The following is a 12,595-nucleotide window of genomic DNA, read 5'->3' on the forward strand; positions in this document are numbered from 1 at the left end:
CCGTGACCAGCCTCGCCGTCCCGGAACACCCCTGGCTGCTGCCCGGGGCGCTGGCCGGCGCGGCCAGCCCGGAGACGGCGGCCCGGCGGCCCCGGCGCACCACCCGGGACTGGGCGGTCGACACCCTGGCCTTCCTGCTCTCCCTCCTCTGGGTGCTGTTCGTCACCGCCGACGCCCTGTCGCCCGACCCGTCGATGACGACCCCGCTGCCGCATGACTGGATGGTCGGTGTGGACGCGCTGCTGGGGCTGGTCTGCTGCGGGCTGCTCTGGCTGCGTCGACGGTGGCCACTCGGGCTGATGGTGGCCACCACACCGCTGACGATGTTCTCGATGGCCTCGGCCATCCCACTGGTGATCATCTACTTCACCGTCGTGGTGCACCGGCGTACCGCCGTCGCGGTGGCGGTGACCGGCGTGGGGCTGCTCACCAACCTGGTGATGAGTTGGCTACGCCCGGACCCGGCCATGTCGTACTGGGTCACCGCGTCGTGGGGAGTGGTGATCACGTTCGCCGTGCTGGCGTGGGGGATGTTCGTCCGTGCCCGGCGGCAGTTGATCGTGTCGCTGCGCGAGCGGGCCGAGCGGGCCGAAGCCGAGCAGCAACTCCGCGTCGCCCAGGCCCGCCACCTCGAACGCACCCGGATCGCCCGGGAGATGCACGACGTGCTGGCCCACCGGATCTCGCTGCTCAGCCTGCACGCCGGGGCGCTGGAGTTCCGCCCGGACGCTCCCGCGGACGAGGTGGCCCGGGCCGCCGGGGTGATCCGGGGCAGCGCGCACGCCGCCCTTCAGGACCTGCGGGAGGTGATCGGGGTGCTCCGGGCCGAGAGCGACGACGGCGACTCCCCGGAGCCGCCGCAACCCACCCTCGCCGACCTGCCGGCCCTGATCGCCGAATCGCGGGCGGCCGGGGTGCGCGTCAACGTCAGTGACAGCGTCGCCAGCCCGGGGAAGGTGCCGGCGGCGCTGGGCCGGGCCGCGTACCGGATCGTGCAGGAGGGGCTGACCAACGCCCGCAAGCACGCGGCCGGCGCGGCGGTCACCGTGGACGTCGCCGGCGGCCCGGGCAGTGGCCTGACCGTGGCGATCGGCAACCGCTGGCCGGTCGGCGCACCGGCCGGCGGCACGCTGCCAGGCGCCGGCACCGGCCTGGTCGGCATCAGCGAACGGGTCACGCTCGCCGGTGGCCGGCTCGCCTACGGTCGCGACGACGCAGGCGACTTCCGGCTGGCCGCCTGGCTGCCGTGGCCGGCGTGACCGGCCCTTGCGCTGCGGCGGGCCCTTCCGGTGCCGCTGACGCCTCCGGCGTGACCGGCCCTTCCGGTGCGGCGGGGCCGCAGTCGGCAGTGTCGCCGGTGCGCGTGCTGATCGTGGATGACGACGCGTTGGTCCGGGCCGGGCTCTCGATGATCCTCGGCGGTCTGCCGGACCTGACCGTGGTCGGCGAGGCCGCCGACGGCGGTGAGGTCCCCGCGGCCGTCGCCGCGTACGCCCCGGACGTGGTGCTGATGGACATCCGGATGCCCCGCGTGGACGGGCTGACCGCCACCGAGGCCCTGCGTGCCCAGCCGCACCCGCCGGAGGTGCTGGTGCTGACCACCTTCGACGCCGACGAGCAGGTGCTGCGGGCGCTGCGCGCCGGGGCGGCCGGTTTCCTGCTCAAGGACACCCCGCCAGCGGAGATCGTGCACGCCGTGCGCCGGGTGGCGGCCGGTGAGGCAACGCTGTCCCCGACGGTGACCCGCACACTGATCGCCCACGTGACCGCCGCCACCCCGGGCCCGGCCGGCCCCGACCCGCGGCGGGAGCGGGCGCTGCGGCTGCTCACCGGGCTCAGCGAGCGGGAGCGGCAGGTAGCGGTCGCCCTGGGCCGCGGGCACACCAACGCGGAGATCGCGGGGGAGCTGTTCATGAGCGTGGCGACGGTGAAGGCGTACGTCTCCCGGCTGCTGACCCGGCTCGACCTCAACAACCGGGTCCAGGTGGCCCTGCTCGTGCACGACGCCGGTCTGGTCTGAGGCCGATTCCGCTTACCGCGTACCGGAATTGAACTTTCGTCCGGTGCCGGCCGTACCCATGGCCGAGGATGTCGGTGCGGTGGGTCCGCCGTACCGCTGCCGAACTGCGGGAGGCCTGCCGTGCGAGTTGGTGAGCAGTCGACGGATCCCATCGATCAGGTACTGGGTGAGGTGCCAATGCCGGCACCACTGACCCCGGAAGATGTCCGGCTGGCGGTGCGGGCAGTGGTCGTGCACACCGCCGAGGAGTGGCCCACCGGGCCGCTGTGCCGCAATGACGGCGCCTCCTACCCGTGCCGCCTGCACCGCTGGGGGCGACGGGTGTTGGAGACACACGGGCTCAACGAACGCCAGATCGAGGCGTTGATCCGGCACGGCAATCCGTTCGTGCACGTACCGTTCCCGTTCACGGCGACCGGGCCGTCTCCGGCACGTCCCGTCGGTAGCCGGCCGGCGACGACCGGCTACCAGGCGCCGGCCGGGCGCACCGGTGGGTTGCCGGCGCGGCAGCAGGCCGCGCGGGTCGTCCCACCGGGCGTACGGGCCACCGCTGCTGGCCGGCCGGTGACTCCCCCCGTCACCGGGCCGCGCTGGCCCCGGGCGAGCTGAGCGCACCCCTCCGCCCACCCGACCCGGGGCGACACAAACGTCGGCCCGACGTGGAGATCCCCTCCGCGTCGGGCCGACGTCGCGCCCAACAGATGAGTCGGTCGTCGCCGGCTCAGATCCCGCAGTCCGGCGCGGACCAGTTCGTCGTGTTCGAGCTGTTGTCCCTGTTGTTCTCCCGACGCGAGTCGACGTGCACGTGGTCGTCGTGGTCGGGGTAACCCGGGCCGTAGATCCCGCTGAAACCGTTGTTACGGGCGCCGCGGGCGACCTGACACAGCGACGACGTCCGTGAGGTGACGTCGGCCGCGTTGCCGTACAGGTGCTGGCTGTCCGACGCACCGCCGACCTGGTTGTTGCAGGCGCGGCTGCGGTATCCGCTGGACACGTTGAGCGGCTTGTCACCGAGGCTCTTGCGCAGCGCCTCCAGCTTCCACATGGTGCGCAGCGCGTTCTGCTTGGTCTGGGCCGCCGACAGCGGACCACCGCTCCACCCACTTCCGCCGCACCCATTGTCGAGTTCGTTGTAGCTGAAGTGCGCGGGTGTGCAGTCGTTGTCCTGGAGCTGGTACAGCTTCGCGTAGGTCTGCGGGCCGGCGATGCCGTCGGCGCGCAGCCCGTACGCCTGTTGGAACCGCTTGACCGCGGCGGCGGTCTTCGGTCCGTAGCGGCCGTCGTTCTCCACGATGTCCCGGTAACCGGCCCAGCCGGCGACCCGGATCTGCAACTGTCGGACGTCGTCGCCGGAGCGCCCCTGGGTCAGGGTGCGGTTCCACGTGTAGCAGCCGTCCGCATACGCCGCCGGCGCGGCGACCACCGCGGCGATCGCTGCCCCGGGCAACGCCAGGGCGAATGCGATGGCAGCACGCTTCAAGGTGTTTACGCGCACAGAAGTCCTCCCGATAGGAGAGCGAATGGGGTGGCCACGGGACATCGACCGAGAAGTCCCGCGATCTCCACCCTGACACTGATCGGTGTGGTTGGAGGCGATTAACGAGAATCGTCCTCACAATCTGCGGTAGCTGGGTATTGGCTGGGAATTAGGCTGATTTGCGAAACAGCCATTGACCGCCCATCGGCTCTTGCGGGATCAAGCGCACCGAACGTCGCAATCTGCCACACCGAGGGTGATGTTCCCTGGCCGTTGGTGCCCGGTAACGTCAGCCTCGGGTTGTGGACTGGCGGAGGTGCACGTGGCACGCGGTGGCGTCTTCTGTGTCGAGGGTCAGTGGCACCGCGACCTCAACGAGCGGGGCTCCGTGCTGCCCACCCTTGAGCTGTTGGAGCGGCTCGGCAAGATCCGCTTCATCCACAAGGACGCGGCCACCCGCGACGAGTTGTTCTATTTCCTGGACCGCTGGCTGCTCAAGCAGTACGCCGACCACCGGGTCGGCTTCTTCGCGATGCACGGCGAACCGAGCCGGCTGTGCCTCACCGACTGGCAGTCGGTGGAGTTGAACGAGGTGGCCGACCTGATGGCCGGCCGGGCCGAGGGGCGGCGACTCTATTTCGGCAGTTGCTCCGTCCTGCGGGCCTCCGACGCGGTGCTGCGCGAGTTCCTGGAGGTCACCGGAGCCGCTCTGATCTGCGGTTTCACCCGAGAAGTCGACTGGGTCGAATCGGCGGCTTTCGAAACCGTCCTCCTCGACGTGCTTGCCAACGGCCAGCGGCACAATGCCGCCGAGCTGCGGATGGGTTCGGCCCACTGGGCGCCGCTGGCGTCGTACCTCGGCTTTCGGGTGATCTACGCCAACGGCCGGGCCTGGCGCCCGTCCAGCCGCCCCCGGGTGCCCACCCAGGCGGTGCACCGCTCCACGGCCCGGCCCCGCTGACCCGCTGCCGCCGCCCCGCCCGCACCCTGGTAGGAACGAGGAATGGCGCGCAGCATCGCACGGAACACCCGGGTCGACCGGGACAGCCTGCTCGACTTCCTCCGGCCGCGTCACCGCGTCCTGCTGATGACCACCCGGGCCGACGGTCGCCCGCAGTCCTCCCCGGTCTCGGCGGGGATCGACGGGCAGGGCCGGCTCGTCGTCTCGACCTACCCTGAGCGGGCCAAAGTGACCAACATCCGCCGCGACCCGCGGGTCTCGGCGTGCGTGCTCAGCGACGACTGGAACGGCCCCTGGGTGCAGATCGACGGCACCGCCGAGGTGCTCGACCTGCCCGAGGCGCTGGAGCCGCTTGTCGAATACTTCCGCAGCATCTCCGGCGAACACCCGGACTGGGACGACTACCGGGCGGCGATGGTGCGCCAGGGCAAGTCGCTGATCCGGGTCACCATCGACGCCTGGGGCCCGATCGCCACCGGCGGCTTCCCCGCCCGCCTCGCCGACTGAGGTCGATCGCGCTCGGTAGGCCAGCGCCGCGTTGCGGCCACCTCGACCACCGACGAACGCGGACACCCGAGGCGGAGGCCATGGGGTGGGGCCGCAGTGCTGTAGAGCTGCCCCGGATATGGGGCGGCCGGAGGCGTCAGGTCGCTGGCCGCGCTTGGGGTGCGGCGCGCTTGGGGTGCGGCGCGCTTGGGGTGCGGCGCGCTTGGGGTGCGGCGCGTTCGGGGTGCGGCGCGCTTGGGGTGCGGCGCGTTCGGGGTGCGGCGCGCTTGGGGTGCGGCGCGTTCGGAGTGCGGCGCGTTCGGGGTGCGGCGCGCTGGGGGTGCGGCGCGTTCGGGGTGCGGCGCGCTTGCCGGGATAGCTGGCTACCGCGTGCCCCACATCTGGGGCAGCTCTACAGCGGCGGCGACAGACGGGTCCGCTCGGCGGCCTGATCGTCGGGCGTCGCCGCCGCCGGGTCTGCGGAGGTCAGCGCCGAGCGGCCCGGCGGTCGTTCCGGTCAGTCGAGCAGCGCGGCGTAGACGAGTTGACGCAGCTGAGAGCGCAGCGGGTAGGTGCTCGACGGCATCAGCTGGGTGAACAGCAGCGCGGTGATCTCCTCGGTCGGGTCCACCCAGAACGCGGTGCTGGCCACCCCACCCCAGTAGTACTCGCCGACGCTGCTCGGCACCCGGCTGGGGATCGGGTCGTCGGTGACCGCGAAGCCCAGGCCGAAGCCGATCCCGTCCAGCGTCGACTCCGCGAAGCCGCCGGTGGACAGGGTGCCCAGGTCCTGCCCGCCGGGCAGGTGGTTGCGGGTCATGAACCGCACCGTGCGCGGCCCGAGCAGCCGGACCCCGTCCAGCTCGCCGCCGCGCAGCAACATCTGGGTGAAGCGGTGGTAGTCGGCGGCACTGGAGATCAGACCGCCGCCGCCGGACAGCAGGGCCGGCTTGCTGAACGCGAGCGAGCCGAGGCTGTCGTAGCGGACGGCCCGGCCGCTGCGCGGGTCCGGGACGTAGAGCGCCGCCAGGCGGTCGGCCTCCTCGCCCTCCACCCACCAGCGGCTGTCGGTCATGCCCAGCGGCCCGAAGATCCGGTCGGCGAAGAACGCGTCGAGACTCTGCCCGGAGATCACCTCGACGAGCCGACCGAGCACGTCGGTGGCGACCGAGTAGCCCCAGGCCGAACCGGGCTGGAACAGCAGCGGCAGCTTCCCGAAGACCGCGCAGGCGCCGGCCAGATCGACCTCCGCCGGGGGATACAGGTCGTAGCCAGCGGCCCGGTAGAGCCCGTCGACCACCGAGGTCTGCATGAAGCCGTACGTCAGCCCGGCGGTGTGGGTGAGCAGGTGCCAGACCCGGATCGGCTCGGTCGCCGGCACGGTGTACGGCTTCAGCACCGATCCCTTGGAGTAGACCCGCAGGTCGGCGAACTCCGGAAGCCAGCGGCTGATCTCGTCGGTCAGCTCGAACCGGCCCTCCTCCCACAGCATCATCGCCGCGACCGAGGTGACCGGCTTGGTCATCGAGTAGATCCGCCAGAGCGTGTCGGCCTCGACCGGTGCGCCCGACTCCCGGTCCCGCAGCCCGTACGTCGAGGAGTGCGCCACCTCGCCGCGACGGGTGACCACCACCTGCCAGCCGGCCAGCCGGCCGTCGTCGACGTACCGGCCGAAGTGCTCGTCGATCCGCGCCAACCGCACCGGGTCGAAACCGATCTGATCCGGGTCCTTGCTCCGAGCCACACTCACGTCGCCGAACCTACTCGCCGGTTCGCCCGTACCGGAAGGGGGTCACCGCCGGCCACGCCGGCTGCCGACCGTCGTTGTCGACCACTAGCCTGGCCGGATGCCGGAGCTGACCGAGGACGTGACCTACCGCAACGAGGACTGGTACGGCGAGGAGCTGACCGACCGACACTTCGTGGGTTGTGAGTTCTTCGACGTGGACCTGACCGAGGCGGTGAGCCGTGGAGCGGTCTTCACCGGGTGCACGTTCGGCAACGTGCGGTTCAACGCGTCCCGGCACGTCGACTCGGCCTTCACCCGTTGCGTGTTCCGGCGGTGCAACTTCTTCGAGGCCGAGTTCACCGGCTGCAAGCTGGTCGGCAGCACCTTCTTCGAGTGCGACCTGCGACCGTTGACCGTCGACGGCGGTGACTGGTCCTTCGTCGCGCTGCCCGGCGCTGACCTGCGGGGCGTTCGGCTGACCGGGGTGCGGATGCGTGAGGTGGACCTGACCCGGGCCAATCTCACCGGGGCCACCGTCGCTGGCGTCGATCTGTCCGGCGCGCAGCTGCTCAACGTCAAGCTGGGCGGCGCCGACCTGCGCGGCAGCGATCTCACCGCGCTCGACCCGACGGCCGTCGAGCGGGCCGGAGCCGTCATCGACGTCGGGCAGGCCGTGGTCATCGCGCAACTTCTCGGCTTCCGGATCGGCTGACGCGAGCGGCGCTCGTGGCCTGCCGAAGTGCCGGTTCGCGCGGGGCGGGTTGTCCGACAGCGTCCGGTTGCGGGCTGGACACGTCAGGCAGTCCGGATCTAGCGTGTCGTCCACGCCGGTACGAACGCGAAACGGCCCACAGTGGACGGTTTGCCGCGCAGCGGTCGACGGCGGCCGGGTGGTGGAGTTGGAGGGGTCGGTGGCGGACGAAGACCGCGCGCGGGCGGATCCGGGTGCCGGGGACGCGCCGCCGAAGCACCGCTCGGGTGCCGTCACTTTCGGGCAGACCCGGGCCGTGCTGCGCCGGGTGGCCCGTGCCCGGCGACGACGTTGGGCGGTGGAGGGTGCGGCCGTACTCGCCTGTCTGGTGGTGCTCGTCGCCTACCTCGGCAGCCGGTCGGACCCGGAGCCCGACGACGGCCAGGGGGGTCGCTCCGGCGATGTGACAGCGGGCGCCGCCCGTTCCCCCGGTCTCCCGGCCACCGACGGGCGCACCGGTGAGGCGGGGCCGGCGATGCCCGGCCTGCGTCCGCGCCAGCGTCCACCCTCGCCCGAGCCGACACAGTCGACCAGCGCACCGGCCCCGCCGCCGCCATCGCCCGAGGCGCCGGCGCTGTCGGTCACCCAGGCAGAGATGCCCGCCGAGGTCGACCTCACCGCCGTGGGCGCCCGGGACTGGATGCACTGGGGGGAGCGCGGCGGCACCTCGACGGTCCGCAAGCGCGCCGGCTCCGGGGAGATAGCCGACGAGGGCGGTGCCGGAAGGCGGGTCGGCTGGGACGGCAACCAGGAGCACGTCCGCTGGTCCGACGGCTCGTCTCAGCGGTCGGCGAGCGACAGCTCCAACGGCGTCTACACCTGCGGCGCCGGCAACGGTTTCCGCCTCGCCGTCGTCGGCAGCGGTGAGTCGCGCACGGTCCAGCTCTATGCCGGCACGTGGATGGCCCGGGGGCGCCTGGACGCCCGACTGTCCACCGGAGGACCTGTCAGGACCGCCGTGCTGGAGGACCCGTACACCGGTAAGAGCGCTCAGTTCACCGTCCGGTTCACCCTGCCGAAGGGTGCCAAACTGCTCCTGACCTGGACCGTCGAGAAGGTCTTTACCCCACACTGCGGCAACGTCGGCCTCCAGGCCGTGGCGGTGCGCTGACCGGCCGACCGCTGCGCGATCGCACAGCGGGACAGTTTGTCCGTCGCGGACCGTCGAGATGGTCGTAACTTTCTGCTGTTCCCAACCGACCATCCAGTGTGGAGGCAGCGGAGATGAGTAGTAGCACCGCCCATCGCGTCCGTGGCGCCGCTTCGTCCGGTGCCGGTGAAGCGTCCGGGGAGGTGCTCCGCGACATCCCCCTGCCGCCGTACGTGACGGGCGAGGACACCCAGTTCGCGGTGCGTGCGGTGGTGGTGCACGCCCCCCGGCGGTGGTCCGGGGGAGTGGTCTGCCGCAACGATGCGAGCCCGCACCCGTGCCGCCTGCACCGCTGGGGCACCCGGGTGCTGGCGCTGCGCGGGCTGCGGGCCGCCGAGATCGACGCGCTCATCGAGCGCGGCGACCCGACGGCGGTGGTCCCCCCACCGGACCGACCGGCCTGAGCGCGCGCCCGGCCGGGAGGCACACGAGTGCCTCCCGGCCACAGCTCAACAGGTGATCGGCTTGACCCAGGAGCACTCGACGCCCTCCGGGGTCCGAGGCGTCTCCGGCACCGCTGGCGGTGCCGTCCGCGCCGCCGTCGCAGCATCCTCGCGGAACCCGGCAAGGGCCACGGCGATCTGATCCTCCAGCGACTTGACCGACGCCGTCAGGTAGTTGTTCAACAGGATCGAGAACGCCATGAGACGGCCGTCGGCGCTGGTGACGTAGCCGGAGAGCCCGGAGACACCGGTCAGGCTTCCGGTCTTGGCGTGCACGTTGCCCGCCGCCGCGGTGCCGGCCATCCGGCTGCGCAGGGTGCCGCCGACGAACCGCTCGGGTTGCCCGGCGATCGGCAGGGCCGCGTACCAGGTCTCGAACCACGGTTCGGCGCGGACGGCGCTCAGCAGGTCGACGAACTCCGCAGCCGGCACCAGATTGCGCCGGGACAGCCCCGAGCCGTCGCGCTGACGCAGCCGGCCGGTGTCCATTCCGGTGTCGGCAACGTACTCGCTGATCGCGGTCAACCCGGCCGCCCAGGTGCCCGCGCCGGACAACACCCGACCGATCTCCTTGGTCAGCACCTCGGCGTGCCCGTTGTTGGAGAGCTTGAGGAACGGCGTCATCAGCTCGCCCAGGCTCATCGAGTCGTGCCGGGCCACCGGGTGGGCCGTCTCCGGGGTGGGCTGGCCCAGCACGGTCCGGCCGAGCACGCGCACGCCGTGCCGGTGCAACGCCGACCGGAACACGTCGGCCGCGTAGCCGGTGGGCTCCCAGACGGTCACCCAGTCGCTGGCAGGCTCGTCATCGACGGCGATCTGGCCGGTCACCACGACGGTGTTGCCGCCGTGTTCGCGTTCGATCGAGATCGAGGTCTCGCCCTCGGCGACCGTCTCGGCCCGGTTGTCGACGCGGACGTAGCCGGTGGCCGGAGTGGTGCTGACCACCGGCGGGGCACCGGCCCGGCCGGCCGGGGCGGCCTGCACGATCACGGTGCCGGCGTCGTAGTCCGTGTCCGGGGCCACGGTCAGCGCGGAGACCTGGGCGGCGTAGTAGTAGGGCTCGTCGTCCCAGGTCCAGTCGGGGCCGAGCCGGGTGCGGTCGTAGCGGGTGTCGTCGGCGACCAGGTTGCCGGTGACCACCCGTACGCCGTCGGCGGCGACCTGCGCGGCGAGCGCGTCGTAATCGGCGGCGAGCATCGTCGGGTCACCGCCACCGCGCAGGTAGAGGTTGCCGGAGAGCAGGCCGGCGCGGCGCTTGCCGCTGGTGCGGACGTCGGTGGTGAAGCGGTGCCCCGGGCCGAGCAGCTCCAGGGCCGCCGTCGAGGTCATCAGCTTGGTGTTGGAGGCCGGGACCAGCCTGCGGTCACCGTTGCGGTCGTAGAGCGTCTGTCCCGTGCCGGTGTCGACCACGACCACCGACGCCTGAGCGCCGGCGAGCCGGTTGTCGGCCAGGATCGAGTCGATGGTGGCGTGCAGTCGGGTCGTCGCGGGGGTGGGCGACTCGGCCGTGGCACCGGGCGCGCCGACGGTGGCCACGGTGGCGACCAGCGTGAGCAGCGCGAGGGCCCGGGGAAAGTGACGGCGATGCATGCGCTGATGCTGCCACGAAGGTAATCGCCGGAGAAGGGCAGCGCGCGAAAGTTACTGCCACGTGAGCTACGTCGGCCGGCCGACCGACTTCTCGTGCCCACCCCAGTAGTGCCGCTGCGCCCCCATCACCAGTGGAGCGACCAGGGCGGCGAGCGCGCCGCCGAGCAGCGGGAAGACGATGAACACCCAGAGCTGCCGCAGGGCCACGCCGCCCTCGAAGACCGCCGGGCCGAACGCTCGGGCCGGGTTGACCGCGGCGCCGGTGAGCGTCACGCCCACGAGTTGGGTGGCGGCGAGGGCCAGCCCGATGGCCGCCCCGGCGGTCCCCGGATTCTCGCTCCGGCTGGTCACCACCAGGACGACCAGGACGAAGAGGAAGGTCAGCACGATCTCCAGCACCGCCGCGCCGCCCCGGTTGATGTGCGCGCCGTACCCGTTCGAGCCCAGTGCACCGGTCTGGTCCGCGACGTCGCCCCAGCGGGTCAGCCCCCAGAGCAGGAAGGCGGCCACGGTCGCGCCGACGAACTGGGCGATCCAGTACGCGATCGCACCGACCACCGAGATCTTGCCGGACAGCAGCACACCGAGCGTCACCGCCGGGTTGACGTGACTGCCGGAGAGCGGGCCGATCGTGTAGACGAGGGCGAGCATCACGAAGCCGAAGGCCAACGCGACCACCACCACGCCGCCCTGAACCCGCGCGGCCACCGCGCTGCCCACTCCGAAGAAGACCAGCAGCAAGGTGCCGAGAAACTCTGCCGCGTACCGACGGAAGTCGCCCATTCGCTCAGCGTAAGCGCAGGTCAGGTGACCGTCGCCGGAATGGCGGTCTGTGATCGGCGCGACGGCCGAAAGCGGGCACAGCGGTGCCGGACGCAGCGTTGTACACCGCGTGGACACCCACTCCGCGGACGTCGTGGTGATCGGCGCCGGTCAGGCCGGCCTGAGCGCCGGCTACCACCTGCGCCGCACCGGCTTCCCGCCCGGCAGCGGCTTCGTCATCCTCGACGGCGACGACGGGCCGGGTGGGGCCTGGCAGCACCGCTGGCCCACGCTGGTCTTCGACCGGGTACACGGCTTCCACGACCTGCCCGGGATGCCGCTCCCGCCCGCCGAGCCCAAGCGCCCGGCCGCCGAGCAGGTGAGCGCCTACTTCGCCGCGTACGAGAGGGCATTCGAGCTACCGGTGCGACGGCCGGTGCGGGTCCGTGCGGTGCGCTCCCGCCCGGACGGGCGGCTGGACGTGGAGACCGACCAGGACCGGTGGGTCGCCCGGGCGCTGATCAACGCGACCGGCACCTGGACCCGGCCGTTCTGGCCGCACTACCCGGGTCGGTCGTCGTTTCGGGGCCGGCAGTTGCACACCGCCGACTACCGGGGCCCGGTCGAGTTCGCCGGCCTGCGGGTCGTGGTCGTCGGTGGCGGGACATCCGCCGTGCAACTGCTCGGCGAGGTGTCCACCGTCGCGGCGGCCACCACCTGGGTCACCCGCCGGCCGCCGGAGTTCCGGGACGAGGAGTTCGGCGCCGAGCTGGGCCGTGCCGCTGTCGCCCGGGTGGACGAGGCGGTCCGGGCCGGCCGCCCACCGGGCAGCGTGGTGGGCGTGACCGGGCTGCCGGTCACCCCGGAGGTACGCCGGTTGCGTGAGCGGGGCGTCCTCGACCGGCTACCCGTGTTCGACCGGATCACACCCGACGGGGTGGCCTGGGCGGACGGGCGAAACGTGTCGGCGGACGTGATCCTCTGGTGCACCGGCTTCCGCGCGGCCATCGACCATCTCGCCCCGCTGGGCCTGCGCGCGCCGGGCGGCGGTATCACGATGGACGGCACCCGGGTGGTCGCCGACGAGCGCGTTCACCTGGTCGGGTACGGCCCCTCGGCCAGCACGATCGGCGCCAACCGGGCCGGCCGCGCGGCGGTCAACGAGATTCGCGCCTTGCTGGCCCCGGCCCCCGCTCTCGACTGACCTGGCTCTATTTGACGGATCG

General features: G+C 72.2%; 13 protein-coding genes. 9 read left to right on the forward strand and 4 right to left on the reverse strand.

The genetic code is table 11. The features are described from left to right. Positions 1-2 precede the first annotated feature (2 nt). The 3 genes from HNR22_RS24710 (at position 3) to HNR22_RS24720 (ending at position 2,629) form a co-directional block, all read left to right on the forward strand. Positions 3-1,259 (forward strand): histidine kinase, encoded by a 1,257-nt coding sequence (locus HNR22_RS24710; RefSeq protein WP_179782346.1) that lies wholly within the window; start codon positions 3-5, stop codon positions 1,257-1,259. Next, positions 1,238-2,020: a response regulator gene (locus tag HNR22_RS24715; protein ID WP_179783714.1), complete on the forward strand. Its 783-nt coding sequence runs from the start codon at positions 1,238-1,240 to the stop codon at positions 2,018-2,020. Before HNR22_RS24710 ends, HNR22_RS24715 begins: the two co-directional genes overlap by 22 nt. Before the next feature lie 177 nt (positions 2,021-2,197). Further along, positions 2,198-2,629: a hypothetical protein gene (locus HNR22_RS24720; protein WP_218906681.1), complete on the forward strand. Its 432-nt coding sequence runs from the start codon at positions 2,198-2,200 to the stop codon at positions 2,627-2,629. 112 nt (positions 2,630-2,741) lie between these two features. On the opposite strand, the gene HNR22_RS24725 is transcribed toward HNR22_RS24720, so the two are convergent. Continuing rightward, positions 2,742-3,515: a D-Ala-D-Ala carboxypeptidase family metallohydrolase gene (locus tag HNR22_RS24725; RefSeq protein WP_179782348.1), complete on the reverse strand. Its 774-nt coding sequence runs from the start codon at positions 3,513-3,515 to the stop codon at positions 2,742-2,744. Between the two features lie 304 nt (positions 3,516-3,819). Here HNR22_RS24725 and HNR22_RS24730 point away from each other — a divergent pair, with 304 nt between their 5' ends. Beyond that, positions 3,820-4,458 carry a DUF6642 family protein gene (locus HNR22_RS24730; RefSeq protein ID WP_088951490.1) on the forward strand — a complete coding sequence of 213 codons (639 nt, stop codon included), beginning with the start codon at positions 3,820-3,822 and terminating at the stop codon, positions 4,456-4,458. A gap of 42 nt (positions 4,459-4,500) precedes the next feature. Beyond that, positions 4,501-4,965 carry a PPOX class F420-dependent oxidoreductase gene (locus HNR22_RS24735; RefSeq protein ID WP_099850879.1) on the forward strand — a complete coding sequence of 155 codons (465 nt, stop codon included), beginning with the start codon at positions 4,501-4,503 and terminating at the stop codon, positions 4,963-4,965. A 496-nt stretch (positions 4,966-5,461) separates the two neighbouring features. Here the strand turns inward: HNR22_RS24735 and HNR22_RS24740 are convergent, their stop codons facing one another. After that, positions 5,462-6,694: a serine hydrolase gene (locus HNR22_RS24740; protein WP_179782349.1), complete on the reverse strand. Its 1,233-nt coding sequence runs from the start codon at positions 6,692-6,694 to the stop codon at positions 5,462-5,464. Positions 6,695-6,791: 97 nt separating this feature from the next. Here HNR22_RS24740 and HNR22_RS24745 point away from each other — a divergent pair, with 97 nt between their 5' ends. The 3 genes from HNR22_RS24745 to HNR22_RS24755 all read left to right on the forward strand — a co-directional run bounded on the left by HNR22_RS24745 (position 6,792) and on the right by HNR22_RS24755 (position 8,978). Next, a complete protein-coding gene (locus HNR22_RS24745; protein ID WP_088946411.1) occupies positions 6,792-7,385 on the forward strand; it encodes a pentapeptide repeat-containing protein in 594 nt (197 codons plus the stop codon). A 199-nt stretch (positions 7,386-7,584) separates the two neighbouring features. After that, entirely contained in the window at positions 7,585-8,535 is a 951-nt protein-coding gene (locus HNR22_RS24750; RefSeq protein ID WP_179782350.1) for a hypothetical protein, read from the forward strand. 113 nt (positions 8,536-8,648) lie between these two features. Continuing rightward, complete coding sequence (locus tag HNR22_RS24755) at positions 8,649-8,978, forward strand: hypothetical protein (RefSeq protein WP_172861950.1); 330 nt, start codon at positions 8,649-8,651, stop codon at positions 8,976-8,978. A gap of 45 nt (positions 8,979-9,023) precedes the next feature. On the opposite strand, the gene dacB is transcribed toward HNR22_RS24755, so the two are convergent. Together dacB and HNR22_RS24765 are read right to left on the reverse strand one after the other, a co-directional pair. Continuing rightward, a complete protein-coding gene (dacB, locus tag HNR22_RS24760) occupies positions 9,024-10,607 on the reverse strand; it encodes a D-alanyl-D-alanine carboxypeptidase/D-alanyl-D-alanine endopeptidase (RefSeq protein WP_179782351.1) in 1,584 nt (527 codons plus the stop codon). 66 nt (positions 10,608-10,673) lie between these two features. Continuing rightward, positions 10,674-11,390: an MIP/aquaporin family protein gene (locus HNR22_RS24765; protein WP_179782352.1), complete on the reverse strand. Its 717-nt coding sequence runs from the start codon at positions 11,388-11,390 to the stop codon at positions 10,674-10,676. A gap of 109 nt (positions 11,391-11,499) precedes the next feature. Here HNR22_RS24765 and HNR22_RS24770 point away from each other — a divergent pair, with 109 nt between their 5' ends. Next, the gene (locus HNR22_RS24770; protein WP_179782353.1) at positions 11,500-12,573 is read left to right on the forward strand and encodes an NAD(P)-binding domain-containing protein; all 1,074 of its coding nucleotides are present in this window, start codon (positions 11,500-11,502) and stop codon (positions 12,571-12,573) included. Positions 12,574-12,595: the final 22 nt, after the last annotated feature.

The organism is Micromonospora jinlongensis, from assembly GCF_013410645.1.
GTDB lineage: Bacteria > Actinomycetota > Actinomycetes > Mycobacteriales > Micromonosporaceae > Micromonospora > Micromonospora zamorensis.

Coding starts and splice junctions, on each gene's coding strand:
- HNR22_RS24765 (WP_179782352.1), bottom strand. CDS start 11,390: ATGGGCGACTTCCGTCGGTACGCGGCAGAGTTTCTCGGCACCTTGCTG.
- HNR22_RS24720 (WP_218906681.1), top strand. CDS start 2,198: ATGCCGGCACCACTGACCCCGGAAGATGTCCGGCTGGCGGTGCGGGCA.
- HNR22_RS24755 (WP_172861950.1), top strand. CDS start 8,649: ATGAGTAGTAGCACCGCCCATCGCGTCCGTGGCGCCGCTTCGTCCGGT.
- dacB (WP_179782351.1), bottom strand. CDS start 10,607: ATGCATCGCCGTCACTTTCCCCGGGCCCTCGCGCTGCTCACGCTGGTC.
- HNR22_RS24735 (WP_099850879.1), top strand. CDS start 4,501: ATGGCGCGCAGCATCGCACGGAACACCCGGGTCGACCGGGACAGCCTG.
- HNR22_RS24745 (WP_088946411.1), top strand. CDS start 6,792: ATGCCGGAGCTGACCGAGGACGTGACCTACCGCAACGAGGACTGGTAC.